Consider the following 23,911-nt stretch of genomic DNA (forward strand, 5'->3'; position numbering starts at 1 on the left):
GGTGGATGTCTTTGGAAATTCGTGCTGAGTCGTTTCACATAGAGTTATCTGATAGCTAAAGATTTTTGCTTATGGGTTAACTCCTTAGTCCAAAAAGCAACAGCGGGTTCTGTAGACAAGCAAGCGACGCCTAGTTTTTCCAATCAGTTCCCGGATCATCCAACCGGTGTTCCAACGCTAATCTCAGATACAAAATTGACCCAAGGCGCAGGAAAATATAACTATGTCGTTCTTCAGGATGGTCAGTTAGTGATCGGGCGAAAGTTTAATGATGTAGGTGGTGGTCACATTGATCTAGCGAATGGCAAGCCTGTTGTTGCTGCGGGAGAAGTGAAAATTGTGAGCGGCAAAGTTAAGTATATTGATAATACATCAGGGCACTATGAACTCTCTGGTCGGGCTGCTCAAGCTGCAGCAGAAGAAGCTTTTTCTAAAAAAGGGGTTGATGTGGGAGGGAAATATATAGAAAAAGTCTGGGTGCCAGATTCTGGCAATTCCAGAAAAGGTGCCTGGGTGCCGAAATGAATGACGTCATTAAAGAGTTTGATGAACTTTGCGATATGGCTATGGCCGCTTTTGGTGAAGAGCTAGTCATTACCTACGAGATGTCCTTATTAAATATTTTGGAGTTTGTAAAAAAACATCCTGACTGTAAGGATGATTTTATATATAGATTTAAATTGATTTTAATGTCTGGGAACTCGCCATTTGAAGTTGTGGCATTTTGTATGCGTGAGCTTCAGTGGCCCGAAATTAAAGAATTTGTAATTTTAAACATGAATCCTTCTGAGGACCCTCGTAGTGAGGCCCTACGAAGCACATTAACCGCATACGACGAACGTTGGCCTGATGCGGATCTTTACAGTTACTATGTAGGGGATTAATTGGTCCAAAAGCAGCTGGTAACGCTGCCAGAAAGTTAGATGATCTAGCTACTAGTGGCTTAAGTTCAGCGTCAAACCTGCTAAGTGGAACAGGTCTTGGTGGTTTCAAGGTCGACTCAAGTGCAGGCGACATCACTGCTATAAATTCACAGTTTGGCAGTTTGGTTTCATTCAGAGAAATTGATACGGCTATTGCAGATGCTGCCAATTATGATGGTTTTTATAAAGAAAGCGGGTTCAATGATCAGGGGTATTACTGGCGGGCATCTTTTTGGTAATGGAAATAAATGGACTGCTGTTGAAGTGGTTGAGCAGCTGAATGTAAAAACGGCGTGGATGGCCCGCCAAAGCAAATTATTTGGAATGTTGTGGATAAGGGGTAAATGGGGTCTGACCCCAATTAGTCTTTATGTTGATTGATGCAAAGACAAAGTTGGCCATCTGGAGCCCTTCAACGCAAAAGTCGGTTTTGGATACTTTGCAGCGCGTGAAATCTGCCGTGGATCAGAATCCCGGATATAAAGTTTTATATGAGTTTCCGAATCAAAAAGTTGAGGCACAGGCTAAAGCGTTCATTCGGTCCAATGGTTTTGATAACATTGTTAGTACTAGGACAAGAATTCCATGAGTGCAGCAGATATAGAGTTATGGTTTTATGCGCGCCCTGATAAAGCTCAATCTATAAATCAGCGACATGCTGAAGTCATGGATAGAATGTCTCGGATTGGTGCTCCTTTAGGATTTGCAGGTCTTGAGCTTCCGGCTACCCCGAGTTGCGGCGACGGATTGGTTGCAACCTATACGATTAAACTTCCCATCAGAGGGCTCCGGTGTGTGGGGGACTATGCGTATCGTGGTGATCGATACATATATGAAGATAGAGCCTCCTTTGACGAGCACTTGCGGTTTGGATTTAAAATATCAAATAAGGCTATTGATTATACGCTTGTTGTGAATGAGTATTTGCCAAAAGTGATTGAGGCGTTCAAGGGGTATAGGGCTCATGTATCCTATGACCTGTATGGTCTGTATTATCAAGGAGGGCTGAGCGATGATAACGCGGTTTATAATCGGTTGCGTGAGGACAAAACTTTAGATGTTGATGGGCGCAATAATATCTATACGCTATATCCTGCCCAGTTCTGGGATGCAGAACTTTGTCAGAGTGCTCTAGGCTATGGCCCTGATGAAGTAATTGCACGATTGATAGGAAAGTGTCGTAAGGCGGTACGGCTGATGGGGGGGTCTATTTAATTCTCAACGATGACCCGAGCATGTCCTATGAGACTTTTGTACAAATGAATGAGCAGATCAAGCCGATATTGGGTCTGGTGTAGTGGGCATATCTTGAAGGAAAGGGAAGAGGGAAGGGGGACGGGTAGATTTCATGAAGTTGAATTACAGTCAGTCTAATGGGCTCGAGAACTTCTTTTGCGGGCAAGGCAGCGAGGAGGTCAGGAAGGTTATAGGTTTGCCATATAAGGTTTTTCCTAAAACTGAATTGTCAGAAAATTCAATTGACGCCTTTGGTGACGCTGTCATGCAAGTTTGGTACAACTGCTCTAATGAGTTGTTGGGGGTGGAGGTCTATTTTCCTAATGCTTGTTTTTATTATGATGGCAAGCAGGTTTTAGGTCTACCTATTGAGGCAGTTGAGAGTTTTTTTGTGGCTGAGGGCGTGTCTTTTGAAGTGGAGAAAGATAAAACCGGCATAAACGTTAACCAGAACTCGGTCAGGTTTTATGCTCCTGATATGGATGATTTAGGGGGGCGAGCCACGGTAGAGGCTGTATACGTTGGCTTTAAGTAGGGCCGGGACTTTAATTTAAAAGTTAGCCTTGATTACTGCGGTGCAACAGGACTTGGAAGGGTTGCGTCGACATTCTTTTTTCTCAAGCAATGCAACATACTCTGTACGGTGATAAGCAAAGCAGTGTGGGACATATGGGACCAGGACAGGAAGGAAAGACAGTCTTCACTGAAAGTTGAGAGGAAATAGGGGGCAGACCCTGACCGCACAAATTTATTCCAGGCTCTGCGTCTGATGATGCACCTCATCACGTAGAGCATGCTCCAATGTTTTTAGGTGTTTTCGGTCACCGAAACCTGTGAAACTGCGCCCATACTCCAGGCCAAAACGCCACAATGGAAGTACTCGCTTCTCTTTGAGGATGTTGCTTTGATAGCGCTGTTCCAAATGGTTATCCCTTGCCTGCAATCCTGCTAGGAAGATGAGGTAGCTGGCTAAAGCGGCAATCAACAACACTTCGATGCGCTTTGGGCAATGGCTTCGATGCAGATTCAGGCCCAATCCCAGGTGCTCCCTTTTTACATCTCGGAAGCCCTCTTCGATCTGCATGCGGCGCTTATAAATCGCCACGATTTTTGCTGGGGTCCACTCTATTTGCGGCAAGTTACTGGCAAGCAACCACGGCTCGCACTCACGTCTGGCAGACTGCCGGCTTCGCTTGCTTCTGGCAACTGTGCTCGTAACACTTTGGCGTTTACGACCCTTCGCTGAGTGGCGAACGCAGTACAAATCGACGAAGTGAGGAGCGCTACGCGTCATCTCGACACGGCCTAAGCGGAAAGAGGGGGCAGTCCAGGGTTTTGTAAAGGTAATCAGCATTTCTCTTTGAAACATGTGAATGGTGGTCTGACCCCCTATTTACAAGTCTTCTTTCTGGAATGATTTATGAACAAGTGGGCACGAAGCTGGTGGGGTCTGAGCTTTCCACTAAAGTCGCGGTGCATGCCATTGTCGGAGGCCTCATCGCGGAAGCGGCAGGTGGAGATTTCGTATCAGGTGCCGTAGCAGCAGGCGCTAACAAAGCGCTGATACAAGCTTTTGGTGACGATTTGTTTCCGGGCGAAGCGCACGAGCGTCTTTTAGCCATGACCTCTCAACTGATCGGCATGACGGTCGCAGCAGGTTTGGGAGGGAGCGCAAAAGACCAGGAGGTTGCAGCATGGGTAGCCGAGCAAGGAAGGATTTATAACGAACTACAGCACAAAGAGATCGAGGCGCTTATCGGTGAAGCGAGAACCTGTGAAGCCAAAAACAACTGCCGGGAAGTCATCAATAAATACGCCGATTTGAATGAGGCCAACGAAAAACGTCTGAATAGTGTTTGCGAAAGCGATCTTGCGAAATGTAGGGAGGCTTACGGTGAGTGGGTAGCGAGTTATAACAAAACTCATGAACTGATTTCTCAAGCACGAACCAGTGGCAGCCTGCCCGATGAGGTGTCGCGCATGCTGATAGCGGTAGACGTGATGAACACCAACTCCCGCAATAGGGTGCTTGCGGCAGGCATCGCCCAAAACGTGTTTGGGGCAGCAAGTCAAGCAGCAGCAGGAGTAGGCGTTGACGTAGCCCCTGAAACCCTTGATACATTTTCAAAATGGGCAGCAGTCCTGTTTGGTGTCGGCAAGGCCAAAGGAATACCTAAAGATTTGGGGAAAGCATCATTTGATGCGGCGAATGGCGTAGGTACAATTTACTCGCCAAAAGTGACTTTGAATAATAGAGAAATTGTTTTTGATGAATTTGCGGTTGGAACCTCTAAAGGATTTATCGGGGTTGGTCCAGATGGTGCATCAGAGCTGGTTGGGCCATTGAAAAAAAAGCTTTCTTATGCTCAGTCTCATGGCGCAGAAACAATCACCCTGAAAGGACGCTATGCATCGCCGGAAGGCTCTTTGCTCGGGACTGGTAGCGTTAATAATATCAATCAGAATTTCTCCTTCAGCTTTCCAGCTACAAAAGATGGCTTGAAGGAGTTTTTAAAGGGTATTGGGAAATGAAGATTCGTCGGACTATTGAAAATAGGATGAAAAATATACAGGCGCTAGGTCGAGGTCGTTTTAATACGGAGGCTGAAGATGGCAAAGTTATATTTTCTACCAATCTAGAGGGTGGGCGATTAGATATATATCTTGATAATTTTACTTTTGGAAATGATGGGTTGATGTGTCGAGTGTTTTATAAAGATATCATTAGTATCAATAGTCACCTGGGTGTGGAACTGTTTTCAGCGGCTAGCCGTTCAGGTGACTTGGAGTTTTTTGTCCCTCTGGAAATAGCTTGTGGGGCGTCACATGTATCATTGTCTTTGCCTTTTTTAACTTACTCAAATGTTATGAATATTTTGATTGGGCTTCAGGCGGACTGGATGGCTAAAGATATTGAGGGTAACTCCTGATTTTCCTGGATACACACTGTTCTTTCGATCACTCTGATAGGCTAAATGTGTTTAAAGACCAGTGCTGATGCCGGAAAGTGAGTTGGGTTTTTTTATAGTTTTATTGACGTGAATTTTTTGATTTTTGATCGGAAATAAATCTGTTCAGTTTTTCTGGTGATGTGTTACTGTCTAGGTTTGAAATAGGTTTAACCCTGTTTCAGGATTAAATAATGACGTGCTTGTATAAGTGCTTGCGAGAGAAGGAGGAGTTGTAGTGAGATCTAGTATGTTGTTGGTTTTGTTTTTTCTTTTGTCCGGCTGCGTAACCAATCAACTGCACTTCGCGGCCTACACCACAGACGCAGAACTGTCTGCGATCAAAAACAAAACCATTCACTCAACGATAACCAGCGTATCTGGCGATGAACGCTGCGCTCCCTGTTCCGAGCGTAGTAAGGTGGTGTGGCATGCGGCCAACTATAACGTGGGCCTGTACGAGGGTTTCGCTAATATCCCAGTCACCGATTGGTCTGAGTTCACCAAACGGTCTATCGGATCTGACGCAGATGCGAGCATAAAAACCAGAGTCGAGATCGACCGGGTTTTTGTCAAAACCTGGAACAGTCCTGATTATTATGCGTGCGAAGCGAGGCTCTCGGTGTATATCGGGACGGCTAAATATACCGGGCAGTCGCGTGTGAAAATAAAGAGGGCAGGCCAAGAGATGGTTAGTCAGAATCTAGCCTATCTTAAGTCCGAAACACTAAATGCTGTTAGTCTTGCGTTGAAGGCTGCTTACATCGATGCCTTTAGCCGCATTGAAAAAGCTCCGCGCTAAAGTAGCGAAAAGCGGCAAAAGCTACTGTGGCGGCTACGTTGGTCAGGAAGTTAAGTGAGGCATAAAGGTTGCGCGGTAGCTGACAGAGGGCGCCTCCTTTTCCTACAGGTCATTGCTTTGCCCCGCTTTGACAAGCCACCCCAACCCGACTAACTTTCCTGGCGTGACGCATTCATGCGACCCACGCTATGCAGCTAACCTATTTTCTGCGCCACATTTCGTCGTGGCCCCAGTGCGCCTAACAGCTAGCAAGTGACTGTTAATCATTGGGTCCCTGGTTCGAGTCCTGGTCGTGGAGCCAGATAGCGACATAAAAAGAAGCCAGCAGCGATGCAGGCTTTTTTTGCCTTGGATTTTTCTAGTCGCTCAAAACCGCCCCCTCAATGTGATAAACCTGCGGCTCCTCCGAAAAGTATTTTTCCAGTCCCAACCTAAACACCCGATGATCCTCACTCGCTTCAAACCCCGGCGTGTGATTCTCCAGCGACGCCCAGCGCACAATCAGGTTGAATCGTTCAGGCGTCTCGATCCCTTGTGCGAGCATGTGGCCCAGGTAGCCTTTGGCACGACTCAGTAACGGCGCCATCTTTCCAAAGGCCCGCCTGAACGCGTCGATGTGTTCTTTAGGAACCGGCAGCACGGCGATCTCGTAAATCATGGCGTTGCTTCCTGAGTGGGCACGACGGCGATCGCGATTTTCCTTGGATACCGTTGTGAGCACTCTCCAATCGGGCATGGGCAAGTCCAATGTCGGCCAGCGCATAGACCGCCCCTACATGCGCCCGCAGTTGGCCCTGCGCAACCAACGTACTCAACTCATCCAGCTTGCCGCGATTCTGCCGCGTGAACACAAAGTGGTAGCTCGCGTTCTTGCCCCAGGCCTGGACCAGGTTCTGCGGCTGCGCTATGTATCAGAGTTTTGATCCGCCTCCTATAGCGCGCTGTTCACGACCGTGAGTATCAAACGGCTCGGATGCCCGGCGCCGATATGCACGGTATTGCGCGCCACCTGCGGATGCTCGCCCATGCCTTCGGCCTCGCCACTGTTGGGGTTTACATCGAAGCGCGGAAAGTTGCTGCTGGCGATATCCAGGCGCAGGCGGTGGCCACGCTTGAACAGGTTGCAGGTGGCGAAGGGTTCGATCACCACCTTGAAGGGCTCTCCCGGCGTGAGCGGAGCAGGGTGTTCCCACGAGTCGCGGTAGCGACACCGGATAATCCCGTCGGTGATATTCATGGCGTACCCCTGCGGGTAATCGTCGCTCGGCGGATAGACGTCCACCAGCTTGGCGGTGAAATCGGTATCCGGCGCGCTGCTGTGCACCCACAGTTCGACTTTCACCGGGCCGGCGACCACCCAGTCGTGCTCAAGCGGTTGGGTTTCGAAGCTCACTACGTCATCTCGGTCGCACAGTGCCGAGTGGTCACCCCGGGTGCCGAAAAAGTCCGGGCTTTCGATCTGGTTGAAAGCGCCACCCACGAACACCGGAGCGCCCGATGTCAGCGAGCCGCCAATGGTCGGTACCGGGTGGGCGGGATCGCTGAAGTAGCTCAATGAACTGGGCGGCCCCACAGGAGCGAGCGGCGAAAGGGCTTTTTGTGGTGTCAGGTAGAGGTTCAGCTGTTGGCTGCCCGCGAGCGGCCAACACTGCGACTTGAGCCAACGCCCGCCATGCTCCAGCCGACCCTGCGCATTTTTTCGGCCGCTGCCGCCGCCCATCAGGAACACATCGACCTGATGAGTGGCGCTCCGTTCGGCGTCGGTCGGTTTGAGCCAGCGTTGCATCCATTCCACTCGGCAACTCAACCAGTCTTCGCCCAGGTTGCCGTCGAAAGGCGCGGCGTTGCCAAATTCGGCGTTGCCGCTGTAGCTGATGTTGCGGTCACCGTGTAGCCACGGGCCCATGATCAGGCGTTGAGGTGACTGCTTGCGTGCGGTGAACGCCGTGAAGTTGTCCAGCGTGCAACTGACATAGGCGTCGTACCAACTGGACATGAACAACACGGGGATGTCCGGGATCTGCTCGTAGAAACCTTCGGCATAGATACCCAGTTGCTTCCAGTACTGATCGAAGTCCCCGTGGGACCACTGCTCGAACAGGTAGTTTTCGTACTCCGGTACATGGCGCAATGGCGAATGCCCTGGGCGCCACGGCATGCGTGCAAACCAATCGAGAATATCTTCCTGGGCCAACGCCTCTCGCAACTGCGGGTCGGTCTGCACGGCGGCGCTTTGCTGGGCTTGCTTGTAGGCCCAGGTCGCTTGCTTGAGTTCGAACGCGCCGCCCTGGCGAATGCCGCACTGGTAGGCGTTGGCGAACCCCCCCGAGTCCAGCACCATGGTCTTGAGACCTGGCGCATTGCAGCAGGCCATCGCCATCTGCGTGTGCGCTGCATAGGACAGGCCCATGCTGCCGATGTGGCCATTGCACCAGGGCTGTTCGACGATCCAGCGCAAGGTGTCGTAGCCGTCTTCGCCTTCATTGATGTATTTGGTGAACACGCCTTCGGAACGGTAACGCCCGCGACAATCCTGGAAGATCGCCACAAAGCCCTGCTCGGTAAAAGCTGCGGCCATTTGCTCGCGGGTAAGGTGCAGCCCGTCCAGGCGTTTTTCCGAGCGTGAGGGGCCGGATTTGTCGTAGGGCGTACGCTCGATGACAACCGGCCAGGGCCCGCTGCCCAGCGGTAGATAAATGTCGGTGGCCAGGCGCACGCCATCGCGCAGGGTGATCATCTGGTTGCGTACGATGTGCATGTTTTCGAATGCAGGGAGGGTCATGACAAAGCCTTGGTCAGTCGAATTCAATAGCCGGTGAGGGCGGCGCAGGCGAGCAGGAGCAACGCCACCGCGGTGCAGATCAGGAACAGCGGCAGCACAAACCGAGCCCACTGCACCCAGCCCACATTGGCCGCAGCAAGCAGTACCAGCAGGCCGCTGGAAGTGGGCGTGATCATGTTGGTCAAGCCGTTGCCCAGCAGGAAGGCATACACCGTGGTCTGCGGGCTCACGCCGGCCAGTTGGCCCAGCGGACCGAAGATCGGCATCGTCACGGCGGCCTGCCCGCTGGTGGATGGAATCACCACATCCAGGCTCATCTGCGCGAAGAACATGCCGAACGCCGCAGGCAGTTGGCCGTGCTGGCCAATGATCTGCGACAGGCCGTGCACGATGGTGTCCAGCACCTGGCCGCTGGCGAGGATCGACTCCACGGCCGTGGCCAGTGCGATCAGCACGCCGGCCATGAGCATCTTGTTCATGCCTTCGACAAAGGTGCTTGCCGTGGTGCTCGGGCTCATGCCTGCGATGGCGGCGAAGACGATGGTCAGCGCCAGGTAATACGAGGACAGCTCGGGGTACTTCCAGTGCCAGGTGTTGGAGGCGTACACCAGGAAGCCGACCCCAACCCCCAGTGTGATCAGGCTGAGAGTGTGCCGCACGGAGAGTTTTTTGCCCGAGTGGGAAAATGTGGCCGAGGTATCGAAGCCGCTCCGGCGGATATAGAACAGGATGTAGCCCACGGCCAGCGTGACAAAAATGAAGTACGCGACGATGCGCATGCTCAGCCCGCTGAACACTGGCAGGCCGACCAAGGGTTGCGCGACAGACAGCGCGATGGGGTTGGAAATCGAGCCCATGTACCCAGTCTTTACCGCCAGCGCGACGATTGCCAAGCCGACGATGTTGGGCAGGCCCAGGCGGTTTGCCATGGCCACCATCACGGGCACGAACATGATGTATTCCTTCGCCAGCCCCATGAAGGTGCTGCCTGCCGACAATGCGAGCATCAGGGTTGGCACCAGAATGTAGACGTTGCCTTTGGTGGCACCGAGCAGCCGGTCCAGGCCGGCATCGATGGTGCCGGTCTTGTTCAGCACGGCAAACATGCCACCGATGAACAGCACCATGAAAATCAGCCCGGCGCGTTTCTCGATGGCCAGGGGAATGGCCAGAAAGGTCTCGGCCAGCGATACCGGTTGTGCCACGGTTTTATTCGACGAGCGCGGCGGCAGGGCGAAGAGTTGGCTGAGCGAGGTGTCTTTTTCCAGTACCTGATAGGTCCCGGGAATCACGCGGACGTCTTGGCGTTCAAACTGGCCGGAGCGCACCACATAAGTCAGCACCATGGCCAGGAACACAATGCTCAGCAAGATGATTGCCGGGTTGAGTTGGCGGGTGTTTTTGGGTGGCGCGGTGTCGGTGACTGTTGGCGCAGTGGATGACATAGCGGTGCTCTCATCTTTTTTTTATGGGGATAGCCAACGGCTACATCGGCACAGTAGGGCAATCATAAATACCTCACAACGTTATGAAGAACGCGTATTGGGCTATGCGTTTCAAGGTGTTGTCGGGTTATCTGTCATAGCCTGATGCGCTTTTGTCATAAGCTTGTCGCCCCTGTTTTAATTCGATAGCGTTGTTTGCTCATTCAGGTCATTAACACCGAAGAACATCGGCCAGGAAATACTTGGTCAAGTCACTTTTCTTACTCTCTGCCACAAAAAATAAAACACAGCTGAGGGCTTAACTATGCGTGCGTTTATAACGACCGGCGGGCTTTTGTGCGCCAGCTTAATGGTGCCTGGTATATCAAGCGTACGCGCCGAAGGTTTCCTCGGGGATTCCACCGGCCACCTTGCGTTGCGTAATTACGCCTTCAATCATGACAACCGCAGCGGCGGCAACGACCGTGTCGAATGGGCACAGGGGTTGTTGCTGACGATGCGTTCCGGATTCACGCCCGGGGCCGTCGGGTTTGGCCTTGACACCCTTGGCCTGCTGGGGCTGAGGCTTGACTCCAGCCCTGCACACGCCGGTACAGGCCTGTTGCCAGTGCAGGATGATGGCCGCGCCGCCCGTGATTTTTCCAGCCTAGGCGTGACCGGCAAGCTGCGTTTTGCCGATGTCGTGGTGAAGACGGGCACGTTGTTGCCCAAGAACCCGGTGGTCAGTTACAACGATGGGCGTTTACTGCCACAGACGTTCCAAGGTACGCAGTTTGAATACACCGGTATCGAACATCTATTTGTGCAAGGTGGGCGACTGGATCAATCAAAGTTGCGTAACTCCAGCGATAACGTCGATCTGATACCGAGCGGTTACAAAGGTCCGAAGCATGGTGATTTTTACTTTGTGGGTGGTACGTATGCACTCAATAAAACCATCAGCCTGTCTTATTACTACGGTGAACTTGAAAACTTCTATCGCCAGCACTTTTTCGGGGTTGTGCATAAAGTGGCTGTCGGGCCAGGTCACTTGACGACGGACGTGCGTTATTACAACAGTTTTGAAACGGGGGCGGCCTATAACGGTGCTGCGGACGCCGACATGTTCAGCGGCTCCTTGAGTTATCGGCTCGGCGGGCATACGTTCGGAGGCGGTTATCAGCAATTGTCCGGTAACGCCGCATTGCCCTATTTGAATGGTGCGGCCACCACGTCCTTTACCAGTCCGGGCGTGAGCAAATTCATCCTGGAGGATGAGAAAACCTGGATGCTGCGCTACGACTATGACTTTTCCGCCCTGTCGATCCCGGGCTTGAGTTTCATGATCCGCTACTACAAAGGATTCGACGCCAAGTATTCTGGCAAACCGGCCGATGAGCACGAGCTGGATACCAGCCTCAAGTACGTGATCCAGGACGGCACGTTCAAAGGCCTGGGGGCAGAATTTCGCAACACGGCGTACCGCTCCAATGTGCTCACCAGTTGGGACTACAATCGCCTGTACCTGACCTACGACATCAAGCTCTGGTAGGGCTGCAAGGCTGGACGCCGCCGGTGTTGCCAGCGGAAACTGCGCCCAGTCGTGTCTGCTTGGAGCCCGAGCGTGAATCTCAAACAACTGGAAGCGTTCCAGGCCATCATGTCGACCGGTTCGACCATCGATGCCGCCACGCGCATGGGCTTGTCCCAGTCGGCCATCAGCCGTTTGCTCAGCCAGCTCGAAGAGTCACTGGGCTTTGCCTTGTTCCTGCGCAGGAAGGGCAGGCTGACGCCGACCTCCGAGGCCGAGGCGTTTTTGCCGGAGGTGTCGGGGCTGGTCGACAACATGCAACGCGTCCAGCGCATGGCCGACGACCTGCGCCTGGGTCACGCTGGCCGGGCGCTGCTGCGCGTGGCGGTGCCCACCAGCATGACCCACCAATGGTTGCCCCGTGTGGTTGCCGAATTCATGCAGGGCCGCGACGACCTTGTTATCGAACTGGTCACCGGTTCCTACGATGCGCTTGAGCGCGCGGTGCTGGACCGCAGCGTCGATTTTGCCTTTGTGCGCCTGCCCACCGAATTGCCGGGCTTCGACGTGGTGCCGGTGTTGCAGGTGCAAGGCGTATGCGTGCTTCCCCAAGCGCACGCGCTGTGCGAAAAGCGCGTTATCCAGGTGAGTGATTTGCGCGGTGTGCCGCTGGTGCTGCTGGGCCGCCAGCGCAACCTGCGCACGGAGCTTGACCAGGTGTTTCGGCAGGCGTCCATTCTTCCCAACGTGCGCATGGAAGTGCATTCGGCAGGTGCCGCCTGCGCTTTCGTCGCCGAGGGCATCGGCGTGTCGATCATCAACGAATTGCTGGCCAATGATTTCTTGGACTTGCCGATCGTGACGCGGCCTTTTCTACCGGTTTTGCCGTATTCATTCGGCCTGGTTTTTCGCAGTGATGTTCCCCGTACGGCCCTGGCGCAAGCGTTCTCCGATTTACTTGCCCAGCGTTTGCGAATGGCGATGCCGCAGGTGCATTGACGTCAGCGCAGCCTTTCGAGCGTGCGCCACAACTTCCTCATCGTCGGGTTCTGGTTTTCAATCGCGCAGTACGAGCGAATCTCCAACCGCGTACCCCACTCCTCGCCACCCGCCCGCACCAGCAGCCCACGCTCCAACTCATCCACCACCGCGCTCTGTGGCAACCACGCCACACCGTAACCTTCGATAGCCATGCGCATCAGCAGCATGGCCATGTCGGCTTCGTAGCAGCGCTCCAGCACGGCGGGTGCAGGGCCGTTCTTGATCACGATTTCCGCGACCCTGCCCAGGAACGTGGTGGCCGTGTAAGCCAGATGCGGGACGGGTTTTCCCGTGCTCCCCGGCAGGCGATACAGCGGTCGGCCGCGTTTGTCCGGCGCGCACAACGGAATAAACGCATCATGCCCCAGGGCCAGGCTGCCGAAGCGTTGCGCATCCAGCAGGATCGGCGCCAGGGGATGGTGGTAGACGATCATCAAATCGCAACTGCCTTCTTCCAGCGCAATCACCGCGTCATGAATATTCGCCGCCACCACCCGTGCATTGAACTGCTCGGTCTGGCGCTGGAACTGCGCCAGCCACTTGGGCAGGAAGGTCATCGACAGGCTGTGGCCGGCGGTCACTTGGATCGAGCGGCCCGGCATGCGTTCCACCTCGCGCAGGCTGGCGCGCAGGCGCATCAGACCGGCCAGGGCTTCGCGGCTTTCGCTGCAGAAGGCTGCGCCTGCGGCGGTCAGTTGCACCGGGTAGGTGCCACGGTCGACCAGTTCGACGCCCACCCATTCTTCCAGTGAACGAATGCGCCGCGACAACGCCGATTGCGTCACACAGCGCACTTCGGCGGCGCGGGAGAAATTTTTCCACTCGGCGATGGCCAAGAGGTCGTCCAACCATTTGATCTGCATGCCGGTTCTCCAGGCGATGAGCCCTGAGTGTATGCCGCCGCGCGCAGCCTGGGCTGGGCTTTCTGCAAACTATTCCAAAAGCGCATGGGGTTAGCTGGATTACTCATCATGGCGGCCGGGGTGGGTCCCTAGAATCCGCTCCATACAACAAAAGCCATCTGAGGGCCGCACCTGTGAAGAAGAACAAACTCCCCCGTCAAATCGCAGTTGGCATCGTCTTGGGCGTGCTGGTGGGTTGGGCATGTCACCACTATGCAGGAAGCGAGCAGGCCGCCAAGGCGCTGGCCGGGTACTTTTCGATGGTCACCGACATCTTCCTGCGCATGATCAAGATGATCATTGCGCCGTTGGTGTTCGCCACCCTGGTGGGCGGCATCGCGAGCATGGGCAGTTCGCGCTCGGTAGGGCGCATCGGCTTGCGTGCGATGCTGTGGTTCGTCACGGCGTCGCTGGTCTCGCTGATGCTTGGCATGGCCCTGGTCAATCTGTTCCAGCCGGGGGCCGGGCTGAACATGCAGGTGGTGCAACATGCGACGGCAGCGGTGCCGGTCAACACCGGGGACTTCAGCCTCAAGACCTTCACCAGCCACGTATTCCCGCGCAGCATTGCCGAGGCGATGGCCAACAACGAGATCCTGCAGATCGTGGTGTTTTCGCTGTTCTTCGGCTTCGCCCTGGCCGGGGTCAAGCGCGCCGGCTACACGCGCATCACCGACACCGTGGACGAGCTGGCCAAGGTCATGTTCAAGATTACCGACTACGTGATGGCTTTCGCGCCGATCGGCGTGTTCGCCGCAATTGCCTCGGCGATCACCACCAACGGCCTGGGCCTGCTGGCCGATTACGCCAAGCTGATTGCCGAGTTCTACCTGGGGATCGCCCTGCTCTGGGTGTTGTTGTTCGCCGCCGGTTACCTGTTTCTCGGACGCTCGGTGTTCACCCTCGGCAAGCTGATCCGCGGGCCGATCCTGCTGGCGTTCTCCACGGCCAGCAGCGAGTCGGCCTACCCCAAAACCATGGAGGCGCTGGAGAAGTTCGGCGCGCCCAAGCGGGTCTCCAGTTTTGTGTTGCCGCTGGGCTATTCCTTTAACCTTGACGGCTCGATGATGTACCAGGCGTTCGCGATCATGTTCATCGCCCAGGCCTACAACATCGACCTGAGCTTCACCCAGCAACTGCTGATTTTGCTGACGCTGATGATCACCAGCAAAGGCATGGCCGGCGTGGCGCGGGCGTCGGTCGTGGTGGTGGCGGCGACGCTGCCGATGTTCAACCTGCCCGAGGCGGGTTTGTTGCTGATCATCGGTATCGACCAGTTCCTCGACATGGCGCGCACCGCCACCAACGTGGTGGGCAACAGCATCGCCACGGCGGTGGTGGCCAAATCCGAGAGCGCGGAAGAACCCGCTGAACTGCCGCAGGGAGTGCACGCATGAAAACCACCTCCCGGCTGGGCATCGTCGGCGGGCTCGGTTCGCTGGCGGGCGGCGATCTGTTCTACAAACTGGTCAAGTCCCGTGCCGTGCTGGAGGACCAAGGGCGCTATCACTTCCTGTTCGAGCAGCACCCGTTCAAGGATGTACTGCTGCCCCTGGACCGTAACGCGAGCATGACCGCGCGCAAGTTCTATGTGTTCCAGGTATGCAAGACCTTTGAAAACACCGGGGTGGATGCGGTGCTGCTGCCGTGTTTCGCCAGCCAGACCTTTCGCGCTGAAATCCAGCAGGAACTGGGCATTCCCGTGCTGGACATGATGCACGCGCTGGTCCGGCACATCACCCGTCGAATAGCGCCTGGCACCACCCTCGGCGTGATCGCATCGGACTTCGTGCGTCACAGCGGCTTGTTTGAACAGCACCTCGGTCAGCACTTCAACCTGGTGTACCCGGAGGACCACGCCCAGGCCGCCTTGATGGAGGCGATGTACGGCGTCAACGGCATCAAGGACGGCCACCTTGACGGTGTGCCGCTGGAGTCGGTGTACCAGGCGTGCCTGTCGCTGCAAGGGGAGGGCGCCACGGTGATTGTGCCGGGCATGACCGAGCTGTCGCTGGTCTGCGGCGACCTGCAACGGCGTGGCATCAGCGCCCTCGACATCAACCAGATCTACGCCGAGTTCGCCACCCAGGCCGATGGTCCGGCGCGTCAGCCGCCGTTCAAACTGGGCATCGTCGGCGGCGTCGGCCCGGCGGCTACCGTGGACTTCATGGGCAAGGTGGTCGCCCATACCCCGGCCGGCAAAGACCAGGACCACATCAAGATGGTGGTGGAACAGAACCCGCAGATCCCCGACCGCACCGCCAACCTGCTGCGTGATGAAACCGACCCGACCCTGGCCCTGTACGCCACCTGCAAACGCCTGGAAAGCGCCGGCGCCCAGGCCATCGCGATTCCGTGCAACACCGCCCATGCGTTTGTCGAACGCATCCAGGCGCACCTGCGCGTGCCCATCGTCAACATGCTCAGCGAGACGGTGGAGTGGATCGTGCAGACCTACGGCAGCCGCCAGGCCGTGGGCTTGCTGGCGACGTCCGGCACCCTGCAAAGCCAGGTCTACCACCAGGCCGCGCGAGGCTGCGGCCTGCAACTCATCACGCCTGGCTTTGATTACCAGGCGCTGGTGATGGAGGCGATCTACGGCGAACGGGGGATCAAGGCGGGGTTTACCGCTGGCGTGTGCCGTGAGCAGTTGCTGCTGGCGGCGGAGCATTTGTGTGAACAAGGGGCGAAGGTGTTGATTCTCGGGTGTACCGAGTTGCCGTTGGCGCTGGCGCATTGCGAGGTGTTCGAGATCGGCGCCCACCGGGTCGCCCTGGTTGACCCCACGACGGTTCTGGCGCGCCGTTGTGTCAGCCTTTCGTCGGGAGCTCATCGTGTCGGATAAAAAAATTTTGTGAGCGCCGCTTGAAAATTTCCAGCCTGAACCTACTTAGGTTTTACGCGATGCCGAATGCGGGTCGCGTATCAAATCACTTGGAGAAACCTCAGGAGATTTTGCAATGGCTACTACTCTTTCGTTGGCCCCACTGTTCCGTCACTCTGTCGGCTTTGACCGTTTCAACGACCTTTTCGAATCGGCGCTTCGCAGCGAGGCCGGCACCACCTACCCACCTCACAACGTCGAAAAGCACGGTGACGATCATTATCGGATCGTGATTGCGGCCGCAGGCCTGGTGGAGGATGACCTGGAAATCCAGGTGGAAAAAGGCGTGTTGACCGTCGCCGGCGGCAAGCGCGAACACGATGAGGGCATCACCTACCTGCACCAGGGCATCGCCCAGCGCGCGTTCCGCTTGTCGTTCCGCCTGGTCGACCACATCGAAGTGCAGGGCGCGCAGCTTTCCAACGGTCTGCTGAGCATCGACCTGCTCAGGGTGGTACCGGAGGAAGCCAAACCAAAACGCATTGCGATTGGTGGCGCTGCCAAGGCGGATGTGAAATCCATCAGCGAGCAGTGAGTTGAAATGAATAAAGGCGCTCTTTGGAGCGCCTTTATTTTGCCCAATGATTAACAGTCATTTTCTATCTTATTTGCGCTCGTCGTTTGAGCCCGAGTCCACCCCTGCGCGGCCGGGCACGATGCCAAGGGCTCGGGATCGTCCGGTGCATACGTGGTCAGGCCTTTATGAAGAATTATTTAAGAATGACCTGGCACATCCTGTCGGCGTGAGTGCTTTCTGGGCGTACCGCGTTTTTGACTCCCTTCATTAACCCCTAATAATCAATTGCTTGAAAAAGAATAGTCAGTGTCGGATCGGGAAACCGTTCATAAGCTGGCTATCTTTTTATGCGTGTTTTATTCCAAAAAAGTCTTTTGTCGAAAAAGCGGCGACATGATTGATTCACGTTGAAGTGTAATAACTTGTTTCAGATTTTTTGCCGCTTTTGGGTACCGATCTGAGGGCTTTCTGTCGGCTAACAGGGGGATATCCGTTCGTTGCGATGCGGTGGTTTCGGCCTGTGACATTGATGATTTTGCTTCCACCCACGCGGTGGAGTGCAAACAAGGGATCTGTATTAATTATCGAGGCTTGAACCGATGAACCTACAAGGGCCAGGACTACACACTTGGTAAAGCACCCGCCGACAGCCGGGGCGACCTGGCTGTCGGCGCGGTTGTGCGCCTTTCAAGAGGATCACAAGCATGGCATTCACCACCCTGATACTCGATGCACCCGGCCCGCCGTTGTTATTCGAGGAAGTCGACCGATTCCTCGCGTTGGGCCTGGTCGTCACCCTGAATCTCTACTATTTCACTGATAAGGATGGTATCCGCGAGCACTATGGCGAGCGCATTCACTACACCGAGATCAACGGTCACGACCGGCAGGCTTTCATGGGGGTCGTGATGTTGGCCGGAGGGTACAGCGTGTTCAAGACGCGCCTGAATATTCCCATTGAGGGCGAACTGATTCGCAACGCTGCGTCACCGGCTCTGCCAACGCCGCTGCGCGCTATTGCTCAAGCCGGTACGGGTGTCAACCATATCGACCGGCAAGCGGCCCAGCAGTGTGGCGTGACCCTGCTGAACACTCCAGGCGCCAACGCGGCTGCGGTTGCTGAATATGTCCTGGCCCAGGCGTTGTATTTATCCCGGGACCTGGACCACTACAACGCTGAAACGCACAAGGGATGCTGGTCCAAGGGCACCTTGGCGCCAGGCCTGGAGTTCGGCGAACTCACGCTAGGGGTGGTCGGCACGGGCAGCATCGCTCAAGAGGTCGCACGCAAGGCGGGAGCGCTCGGTCTCAAGGTCATCGCCACCGGTTCGGAACGCTTTACCGACCAGGTCGCGCGCAGCCTTGGCCTTGAGCGCCGGCAAACCCTCGAAGCATTGCTGAGGGAGGCCGACGTGGTCTCGATCCACGTACCGTTGACCCCGCTGACCCGCGGCCTGTTTGGGCTGACCCAGTTCAGGCAGATGCGCCAAGGTTCGATACTGATCAATACCGCGCGCGGCGGCATCGTCGATGAAGCGCAGTTGGCGAGTTTCATGACGGCGTTTCCCAGGCATATAAAAGCAGTCGCCATCGATACCTTTGCCCTGGAAAAAGACTGCTTCCACTCGCCACTGGCAGGCGTCGGCAATGCCCAGCTCACACCGCATATTGCAGGCACCACAACGACGGCAATCCGCAAGGCTTCGCGGCAGATTGTCGACAAGATCCACGCGCTCAGCCTGGCGGCGAACGCAGGTTAACCCCTCGACACAAGGAAGCCTTCCTCATGCAACGCTCTATTCATCAACGCCTGGACGCCCTCAGTTGTACCGACCTCAAGCCGCTGGACCGGTCCTTCAGCCTTACGGGCAAAGCCTGGACCCTGCGCTACGGACCTGTTGGCCTGGAGGGGGGCTCGGTGGGCGACGGCCATCGACGCCGGTGTCCCATTGCGGCAAGCGCGCGCAGACTACGGGTACCACGCCTTGCAAACCCCGCGCGGCTGACAACCCTGATCGAGCCAACGGCGTAAGCAAGCAGTGGCACACTGGGCGCGGACGTGTTGCAATCCCCCGCAGCCGTAACCGGGTGGACCCAGTGTGAAACGCCATTTCGAAGACCTGCAGCTCGGCAGCATCGAGCTGTTTTGCCTCGCCGCCGAAGCCAACAGCTTCACCGCCGCCGCGCAGGTTGCCGGTGTCACGCCGGCGGCCGTGAGCCGCAGCATTTCACGCCTGGAAGAGCGCCTGGGCTCGCGGCTGTTTGTGCGCACCACGCGCAGCATCCGCCTCACTGACAGTGGCCGCACCTTCTTCGAACAATGCCGCCAGGCCCTGACCCAACTGGTGGAAGCGCAACAGGAGGTGATGGGCGCGCAAGCAGTGCCGTCCGGCCTGTTGCGCATCAGTATTCCCACCACCTACGCCCATCACCGTCTGCTGCCGCTACTGCCCAGGTTTCGTGCGCTGTACCCGCAGGTGACGGTGGATATCCACATCAGCAATCGCAATATCGACTTCGTCGCCGAAGGCTACGACCTGGCGGTCCGTGTGCGCGCCCAGCCCGACTCATCGCTGATTGCGCGCCTGCTGGAAGACGCCGAGTTGGTGGTGGTCGCGGCACCGTCCTATCTTGAACGCGCCGGCATCCCACAGACGCTGGAAGATCTGCCCGCCCATGAATGCATCCAGTACGAATTGCCCAGCAATGGCCGGCGTATCTCCTGGCTGTTTCAGGTGGATGGCAAGGCGCAAGAGTATGCGGGGCAGGCGGGGTACAGCTGCTCCGATGATGTGCTGGGCGGGGTGACCCTGGCCAGGCACGGCGCGGGGTTGTTTCAGACCTACAAGTTTATTGTCGAGCAGGAACTGGCTGACGGCAGCCTGGTAGAAGTCCTGCAGCCGTTCGGTGGGCGTTCACGGCCGTTTACCTTGTTGTATCCCCATGGTCGCTATGTGCCGCATCGGGTGCGGGCGTTTGTGGATTTCCTGATGCAATGCCGGGACGAATCGGCGGCGCCGTAGACGCGGCAATATCCCAGGTCAGCAGCAGTTGGCTGATCGCCGCGTCGATGCTGGCGTGGGGTACGTTGTCGCGCGCAAGGATCGAAATGCCCTGCAGGAAACTGTCAAATACCGTCGCCATCACCGCCGGGTCAATCGTGCCTGGCAATTGCCCTGCACGTATCGCACGCTGCACACAGGCCACAATCCCCGCCCGTGTGCGCAGCCGCGATTGCGTCAATCCATTCGCCACCCGCGCATTCTCGGGGCTCGGCGCACTCATCACGCCCAGCGCCACCATGCAGCCCTTGGGATGCCCGTCTTCACACTGCATGCGTGCCGACTGGCGCAGCGCCGTTTCAACCGCCTGACGCGGCGACAGGCTTTCGTCCCACAGGCATTCGGTGACCTGTGCGTAGGTCGTCAGGTAGCGCTGTACACATTCGTCGAACAGCGCCTCTTTGGAACCGAACGCCGCATAAAAACTCGGCGCGGAGATACCGCCACCCAGGCCAGCCTTGAGTTGGGCGAGTGAGGTGGCGTCGTAGCCGTGCTGCCAGAACAGGTGCAAGGCCTGGTCTACGGCGTGATCGCGGTCGAAGGTGCGGGGGCGGCCCATTTGTGCCATGGCGGATCTCCGGTGGAGGAAGCGAGATAAATACTAGTCGATACATAAGTCGTTGACAACACGCTATGTCCAGACGCAACATTTGTATCGATCAGTATTTAAGTCTCGCTCAAGGAGTTACCCGTGACACCTCCACTCACTTTATCGGCGTCATCCGACCGCCTGCCCATCGGCGCCTTGCTCGCCCTGGCCATGACCGGCTTTATCTGCATCGTCACCGAAACCCTGCCCGCCGGCCTGTTGCCGTTGATCAGCGACGGTCTGGCAATTTCCCCGTCGATGGCCGGGCAGATGGTCACCGCGTATGCCTTGGGCTCGGTGCTGGCGGTGATCCCCATGACCATCGCGACCCGTGGCTGGCGCCGGCGCAATGTGCTGTTGCTGACCATCGTCGGTTTCCTGCTGTTCAACTCCATCACCGCGCTGTCGTCCCACTATGGTGTGACCCTGGTGGCGCGTTTTTTTGCCGGTGTGGCAGCGGGGTTGGCCTGGAGCCTGCTGGCCGGTTACGCCCGGCGCATGGTCGCGCCGCACCAGCAGGGCAGGGCGCTGGCGTTGGCGATGGTCGGCACGCCGATTGCGCTGTCGTTGGGTGTACCGCTCGGCACTTGGCTGGGTGGGTTGGTGGGATGGCGCACCACGTTTGGCCTGATGTCGGCGGTGAGTCTGGTGTTGATTGCGTGGGTGTTGGTCAAAGTCCCGGACTACGCTCCCCAGCCCGCCCATCAACGTATGTCGCTGGGCCAGGTGCTGAGCACGCCGGGCGTACGGCCGGTGCTGGCGGTGGTGATCAGTTGGATGCTGGCGCACAACATTCTGTACACCTACATTGCACCCTTCGTGGCGCCGGCGGGGTTGGCCGAGCGGGTCGACCTGGTGCTGTTGGTGTTCGGGGTTGCCGCGCTGGCAGGGATCTGGCTCACGGCCAGGCTCGTTGAGTCGTTGTTGCGCAAGACCGTGCTCGTCAGCCTGGCGGTGTTCGCGGTCGTCTCGCTTGGGCTGGGTCTTTTTGGCAACCTGCCGGAAGTGGTCTACCTCGGCGTGGCCGTGTGGGGCCTGAGTTTCGGCGGCGCCGCGACCCTGCTGCAGACCGCCCTGGCCGATGCGGCGGGCGATGGCGCCGACGTGGCGCTGTCGCTGAATGTGGTGGCCTGGAACAGCGCTATCGCCGGCAGCGGTGTCGTCGGTGGGGTGTTGCTCGAGACCTGGGGCGTGGCCTCGTTTCCGTGGGCGATGTTGCTGTTGATCGGTGTGTCGCTGGCGATTGCCTGGAGCGCCCGTGCCCATGGTTTCAAACCCGGGCGGCGCATGGGGGCGCAGATAATGGCTCATTAAACCCTCGGACGAATGCCAGAGGGTGTACGCTGGGTATCAATTCATCGGATATCAGCCCTTCATGTCCACGCTAAGCGAAGAGAGCCGCCAGATCGTAGCTTCTCTGGCGCACCGTGTTGGTCCCTCCGCGGATATCGCAGGCATCGCCGAGGCGATCACGTCGATATTGCAGGACATGGACGCAGCACTCACGCCCATCATCGGGCAGCAAGGCTGTGTCGCCTTGCTGCGCCGCAGCCTGCACCTCAGCGCCTCGGCCCATGCGCGATTGGCCGGCATGCACGATCGTGTGCAAGCCACGCCTGACAGATCCGGGCTCAAAGCCGTACTGCTTGAGCAGACTGAGGCCGATGCGCTGTTTTTCGGTGAGGTGCTGCTGACCACTTTTTACACTTTGCTCACCACGCTGATCGGGCCTTCGCTGACCGCGCGTTTACTACGCGACGTGTGGGAACCTTCTTTGAGCGACACCCCTTCGCAGGAAAATTCGCCATGAGCACCAAAGTAACGATCAACCGCCTAGCTACCGGTGTGCCAGGGCTGGACGAGGTGCTGGGCGGAGGTTTGCCGGAGTTTTCGTTCAACCTTATCGCCGGTCCGCCTGGCTGTGGCAAGACCACCCTGGCGCATCAGATGATGTTTGCCCTGGCGACACCCGAGCGTCCGGCGCTGTTTTTCACCGTGCTGGGCGAGCCGCCGCTGAAGATGCTCCGTTATCAGCAGCAGTTCGACTTCTTCGACAGCGACGCGATCAACCAGTCGATCCGCTATATCAACCTGGCCGACGACACCCTGGCCGGCGACCTGGACGAAGTGCTGCGCCGGATTGTCAGCGAAGTGGAGGCGCATGCGCCGTCGTTGGTGTTTGTCGACTCCTTCCGTTCGGTGGTGCTGGCCAGCCAGACCCAGCACAACCCCAATAACAACCTGCCGCAGTTCGTACAACAATTGGGTATGTTGATGACCACGTGGCAAGCGACCACCTTCCTGATCGGCGAGTACTTCACCGAGACCGACACCAACCCGATCTTCACCGTGGCCGATGGATTGATCTGGTTGCGCCAGAGCGTCGAGCGCAATTCGATGGTGCGCAAGATGGAAATCATGAAGATGCGCGGCCAACCGACCTTGCCGGGGCTGCACACCTTTCGTATCGCCAGTTCAGGCATCAGGGTGTTCGCACCGGCCCCGCTCAACCCGGACGAGACGCCGAGATCGCTGCCCATGCAGCGCCTGAAAATGGGCGTGCCACGCCTTGATGAGATGCTCGGTGGCGGCCTGCCCCGTGGCTATTCGTTGCTGGTGGCGGGGCCTTCGGGGTCGGGTAAGAGCATCCTGGCAGCGACCTTCCTGGCCGAGGGCGCGCGCAATGGCGAAGCCGGTGTGATCGCGGTGTTCGAGCAACGGCCCAATCACTCGCAAAACGCAACGCTGGCCGACTTGATCCGCAGCGGCCAGGTCAGCCTGGTAGACAGCCGGGCGCCTGACCTGTCGATCGACGAAATTGTCCAACTGCTGCTCAGCGAAATCAGCCGCTTGAACGCCACGCGGGTGGTCATCGATTCGCTGTCGGGCTTTGAGCTGGCCCTGGCGCCGACCTTCCGCGCAGACTTCCGTGAGTCGTTGTCACGTATGGTCACCGCGTTGACCCGCGCCGGGGTCAGCGTGTTGATGACCTCAGAGCTGGAAGACCGCTACACCGACCTGCGCTTCAGCCCCTACGGCACCGCGTTCCTGACGGACGCGATTATCGTGCAGCGCTACATCGAAGTCCGCAGCCGCCTGCTGCGCATCATGGCCGTGGTCAAAGTGCGCGCCAGTGCCCACTGCGACGAGCTGCGCCAATACCACATCAATGACGATGGCCTGCAGATCGGCGAGATGCTCGCTGACCAGGAGGGGCTGCTGGGTGGGCGTCCGACGACCCAGCGCACAGGAGACCACAATGATTGAACT

At 57.0% G+C, this 23,911-nt stretch carries 24 protein-coding genes, 1 tRNA gene and 1 pseudogene; 19 read left to right on the top strand and 7 right to left on the bottom strand.

Annotated elements, in window-relative coordinates:
• Window positions 1-195 precede the first annotated feature (195 nt).
• The 5 genes from CWC48_RS19970 to CWC48_RS19980 all read left to right on the top strand — a co-directional run bounded on the left by CWC48_RS19970 (window position 196) and on the right by CWC48_RS19980 (window position 2,694).
• Window positions 196-525, top strand: a complete 330-nt coding sequence (locus tag CWC48_RS19970) for a hypothetical protein (RefSeq protein ID WP_177409444.1) — start codon at window positions 196-198, stop codon at window positions 523-525.
• Window positions 522-884 (top strand): hypothetical protein, encoded by a 363-nt coding sequence (locus CWC48_RS19975; protein WP_100490111.1) that lies wholly within the window; start codon window positions 522-524, stop codon window positions 882-884. Before CWC48_RS19970 ends, CWC48_RS19975 begins: the two co-directional genes overlap by 4 nt.
• Before the next feature lie 198 nt (window positions 885-1,082).
• Complete coding sequence (locus CWC48_RS30215; protein WP_149873267.1) at window positions 1,083-1,304, top strand: hypothetical protein; 222 nt, start codon at window positions 1,083-1,085, stop codon at window positions 1,302-1,304.
• A 204-nt stretch (window positions 1,305-1,508) separates the two neighbouring features.
• Window positions 1,509-2,138, top strand: a complete 630-nt coding sequence (locus CWC48_RS30220) for a hypothetical protein (RefSeq protein WP_157806759.1) — start codon at window positions 1,509-1,511, stop codon at window positions 2,136-2,138.
• A 133-nt stretch (window positions 2,139-2,271) separates the two neighbouring features.
• Window positions 2,272-2,694: a hypothetical protein gene (locus CWC48_RS19980; protein ID WP_078049510.1), complete on the top strand. Its 423-nt coding sequence runs from the start codon at window positions 2,272-2,274 to the stop codon at window positions 2,692-2,694.
• A 213-nt stretch (window positions 2,695-2,907) separates the two neighbouring features.
• Here the strand turns inward: CWC48_RS19980 and CWC48_RS19985 are convergent, their stop codons facing one another.
• Entirely contained in the window at window positions 2,908-3,528 is a 621-nt protein-coding gene (locus CWC48_RS19985) for a transposase (protein WP_371857046.1), read from the bottom strand.
• A 44-nt stretch (window positions 3,529-3,572) separates the two neighbouring features.
• Here CWC48_RS19985 and CWC48_RS19990 point away from each other — a divergent pair, with 44 nt between their 5' ends.
• From CWC48_RS19990 to CWC48_RS30230, 4 genes are all read left to right on the top strand, one after another.
• Entirely contained in the window at window positions 3,573-4,691 is a 1,119-nt protein-coding gene (locus CWC48_RS19990; RefSeq protein ID WP_100490112.1) for a hypothetical protein, read from the top strand.
• Window positions 4,688-5,089, top strand: coding sequence for a hypothetical protein (locus CWC48_RS30225; protein WP_157806761.1), 402 nt, complete (start codon window positions 4,688-4,690; stop codon window positions 5,087-5,089). Before CWC48_RS19990 ends, CWC48_RS30225 begins: the two co-directional genes overlap by 4 nt.
• A 268-nt stretch (window positions 5,090-5,357) precedes the next feature.
• Window positions 5,358-5,909 carry a hypothetical protein gene (locus CWC48_RS19995; RefSeq protein WP_223204470.1) on the top strand — a complete coding sequence of 184 codons (552 nt, stop codon included), beginning with the start codon at window positions 5,358-5,360 and terminating at the stop codon, window positions 5,907-5,909.
• Window positions 5,910-6,137: 228 nt separating this feature from the next.
• A tRNA-Asn gene (locus CWC48_RS30230) sits at window positions 6,138-6,210 on the top strand.
• A 57-nt stretch (window positions 6,211-6,267) separates the two neighbouring features.
• On the opposite strand, the gene CWC48_RS20000 is transcribed toward CWC48_RS30230, so the two are convergent.
• The 4 genes and pseudogenes from CWC48_RS20000 to CWC48_RS20015 all read right to left on the bottom strand — a co-directional run bounded on the left by CWC48_RS20000 (window position 6,268) and on the right by CWC48_RS20015 (window position 10,136).
• Entirely contained in the window at window positions 6,268-6,567 is a 300-nt protein-coding gene (locus CWC48_RS20000) for an antibiotic biosynthesis monooxygenase (protein ID WP_078049507.1), read from the bottom strand.
• Window positions 6,564-6,817, bottom strand: a pseudogene (locus tag CWC48_RS20005) (zinc-binding dehydrogenase); the annotation flags it as partial. The gene CWC48_RS20000 and the pseudogene CWC48_RS20005, both read right to left, overlap by 4 nt.
• A gap of 23 nt (window positions 6,818-6,840) precedes the next feature.
• Complete coding sequence (locus tag CWC48_RS20010) at window positions 6,841-8,667, bottom strand: CocE/NonD family hydrolase (protein WP_100492430.1); 1,827 nt, start codon at window positions 8,665-8,667, stop codon at window positions 6,841-6,843.
• Between the two features lie 47 nt (window positions 8,668-8,714).
• Window positions 8,715-10,136: a YfcC family protein gene (locus CWC48_RS20015; protein WP_078049506.1), complete on the bottom strand. Its 1,422-nt coding sequence runs from the start codon at window positions 10,134-10,136 to the stop codon at window positions 8,715-8,717.
• Between the two features lie 304 nt (window positions 10,137-10,440).
• On the opposite strand from CWC48_RS20015, the gene CWC48_RS20020 reads away from it, so the two are divergent.
• A complete protein-coding gene (locus tag CWC48_RS20020; RefSeq protein WP_371857047.1) occupies window positions 10,441-11,667 on the top strand; it encodes an OprD family outer membrane porin in 1,227 nt (408 codons plus the stop codon).
• Between the two features lie 72 nt (window positions 11,668-11,739).
• Window positions 11,740-12,645, top strand: a complete 906-nt coding sequence (locus CWC48_RS20025) for a LysR family transcriptional regulator (protein ID WP_092250611.1) — start codon at window positions 11,740-11,742, stop codon at window positions 12,643-12,645.
• 2 nt (window positions 12,646-12,647) lie between these two features.
• On the opposite strand, the gene CWC48_RS20030 is transcribed toward CWC48_RS20025, so the two are convergent.
• A complete protein-coding gene (locus CWC48_RS20030; protein WP_100490114.1) occupies window positions 12,648-13,550 on the bottom strand; it encodes a LysR substrate-binding domain-containing protein in 903 nt (300 codons plus the stop codon).
• Between the two features lie 173 nt (window positions 13,551-13,723).
• On the opposite strand from CWC48_RS20030, the gene CWC48_RS20035 reads away from it, so the two are divergent.
• From CWC48_RS20035 to CWC48_RS20060, 5 genes are all read left to right on the top strand, one after another.
• Window positions 13,724-14,986 carry a dicarboxylate/amino acid:cation symporter gene (locus CWC48_RS20035; protein WP_100490115.1) on the top strand — a complete coding sequence of 421 codons (1,263 nt, stop codon included), beginning with the start codon at window positions 13,724-13,726 and terminating at the stop codon, window positions 14,984-14,986.
• Window positions 14,983-16,434 (top strand): amino acid racemase, encoded by a 1,452-nt coding sequence (locus tag CWC48_RS20040; RefSeq protein WP_100490116.1) that lies wholly within the window; start codon window positions 14,983-14,985, stop codon window positions 16,432-16,434. The genes CWC48_RS20035 and CWC48_RS20040 overlap by 4 nt, the downstream gene beginning before the upstream one ends.
• A gap of 115 nt (window positions 16,435-16,549) precedes the next feature.
• Complete coding sequence (locus tag CWC48_RS20045; RefSeq protein ID WP_071490189.1) at window positions 16,550-17,008, top strand: Hsp20 family protein; 459 nt, start codon at window positions 16,550-16,552, stop codon at window positions 17,006-17,008.
• Window positions 17,009-17,694: 686 nt separating this feature from the next.
• Entirely contained in the window at window positions 17,695-18,750 is a 1,056-nt protein-coding gene (locus CWC48_RS20050) for a D-isomer specific 2-hydroxyacid dehydrogenase family protein (RefSeq protein WP_100490117.1), read from the top strand.
• A gap of 339 nt (window positions 18,751-19,089) precedes the next feature.
• Complete coding sequence (locus CWC48_RS20060; protein WP_100490118.1) at window positions 19,090-20,013, top strand: LysR family transcriptional regulator; 924 nt, start codon at window positions 19,090-19,092, stop codon at window positions 20,011-20,013.
• Here the strand turns inward: CWC48_RS20060 and CWC48_RS20065 are convergent.
• Window positions 19,916-20,620, bottom strand: a complete 705-nt coding sequence (locus CWC48_RS20065) for a TetR/AcrR family transcriptional regulator (RefSeq protein ID WP_092250632.1) — start codon at window positions 20,618-20,620, stop codon at window positions 19,916-19,918. The two genes, CWC48_RS20060 and CWC48_RS20065, sit on opposite strands and share 98 nt — an antisense overlap.
• Before the next feature lie 123 nt (window positions 20,621-20,743).
• On the opposite strand from CWC48_RS20065, the gene CWC48_RS20070 reads away from it, so the two are divergent.
• The 3 genes from CWC48_RS20070 to CWC48_RS20080 all read left to right on the top strand — a co-directional run bounded on the left by CWC48_RS20070 (window position 20,744) and on the right by CWC48_RS20080 (window position 23,908).
• Window positions 20,744-21,955, top strand: coding sequence for an MFS transporter (locus CWC48_RS20070; protein ID WP_071490185.1), 1,212 nt, complete (start codon window positions 20,744-20,746; stop codon window positions 21,953-21,955).
• A gap of 61 nt (window positions 21,956-22,016) precedes the next feature.
• Window positions 22,017-22,451, top strand: coding sequence for a hypothetical protein (locus tag CWC48_RS20075; protein ID WP_100490119.1), 435 nt, complete (start codon window positions 22,017-22,019; stop codon window positions 22,449-22,451).
• Window positions 22,448-23,908, top strand: coding sequence for an ATPase domain-containing protein (locus tag CWC48_RS20080; protein WP_071490183.1), 1,461 nt, complete (start codon window positions 22,448-22,450; stop codon window positions 23,906-23,908). Before CWC48_RS20075 ends, CWC48_RS20080 begins: the two co-directional genes overlap by 4 nt.
• Window positions 23,909-23,911 lie beyond the last annotated feature (3 nt).

The organism is Pseudomonas sp. S10E 269 (assembly GCF_002798465.1).
In the GTDB taxonomy this organism is placed as follows: Bacteria; Pseudomonadota; Gammaproteobacteria; order Pseudomonadales; family Pseudomonadaceae; genus Aquipseudomonas; species Aquipseudomonas pergaminensis.

Coding starts and splice junctions, on each gene's coding strand:
- CWC48_RS20075 (WP_100490119.1), top strand. CDS start 22,017: ATGTCCACGCTAAGCGAAGAGAGCCGCCAGATCGTAGCTTCTCTGGCG.
- CWC48_RS19990 (WP_100490112.1), top strand. CDS start 3,573: ATGATTTATGAACAAGTGGGCACGAAGCTGGTGGGGTCTGAGCTTTCC.
- CWC48_RS20000 (WP_078049507.1), bottom strand. CDS start 6,567: ATGATTTACGAGATCGCCGTGCTGCCGGTTCCTAAAGAACACATCGAC.
- CWC48_RS30215 (WP_149873267.1), top strand. CDS start 1,083: ATGCTGCCAATTATGATGGTTTTTATAAAGAAAGCGGGTTCAATGATC.
- CWC48_RS30220 (WP_157806759.1), top strand. CDS start 1,509: ATGAGTGCAGCAGATATAGAGTTATGGTTTTATGCGCGCCCTGATAAA.
- CWC48_RS20030 (WP_100490114.1), bottom strand. CDS start 13,550: ATGCAGATCAAATGGTTGGACGACCTCTTGGCCATCGCCGAGTGGAAA.
- CWC48_RS20010 (WP_100492430.1), bottom strand. CDS start 8,667: ATGCACATCGTACGCAACCAGATGATCACCCTGCGCGATGGCGTGCGC.
- CWC48_RS19995 (WP_223204470.1), top strand. CDS start 5,358: ATGTTGTTGGTTTTGTTTTTTCTTTTGTCCGGCTGCGTAACCAATCAA.
- CWC48_RS20050 (WP_100490117.1), top strand. CDS start 17,695: ATGGCATTCACCACCCTGATACTCGATGCACCCGGCCCGCCGTTGTTA.
- CWC48_RS20015 (WP_078049506.1), bottom strand. CDS start 10,136: ATGTCATCCACTGCGCCAACAGTCACCGACACCGCGCCACCCAAAAAC.
- CWC48_RS19985 (WP_371857046.1), bottom strand. CDS start 3,528: ATGTTTCAAAGAGAAATGCTGATTACCTTTACAAAACCCTGGACTGCC.
- CWC48_RS19975 (WP_100490111.1), top strand. CDS start 522: ATGAATGACGTCATTAAAGAGTTTGATGAACTTTGCGATATGGCTATG.
- CWC48_RS20020 (WP_371857047.1), top strand. CDS start 10,441: ATGCGTGCGTTTATAACGACCGGCGGGCTTTTGTGCGCCAGCTTAATG.
- CWC48_RS20040 (WP_100490116.1), top strand. CDS start 14,983: ATGAAAACCACCTCCCGGCTGGGCATCGTCGGCGGGCTCGGTTCGCTG.
- CWC48_RS20065 (WP_092250632.1), bottom strand. CDS start 20,620: ATGGCACAAATGGGCCGCCCCCGCACCTTCGACCGCGATCACGCCGTA.
- CWC48_RS20045 (WP_071490189.1), top strand. CDS start 16,550: ATGGCTACTACTCTTTCGTTGGCCCCACTGTTCCGTCACTCTGTCGGC.
- CWC48_RS30225 (WP_157806761.1), top strand. CDS start 4,688: ATGAAGATTCGTCGGACTATTGAAAATAGGATGAAAAATATACAGGCG.
- CWC48_RS20080 (WP_071490183.1), top strand. CDS start 22,448: ATGAGCACCAAAGTAACGATCAACCGCCTAGCTACCGGTGTGCCAGGG.
- CWC48_RS19980 (WP_078049510.1), top strand. CDS start 2,272: ATGAAGTTGAATTACAGTCAGTCTAATGGGCTCGAGAACTTCTTTTGC.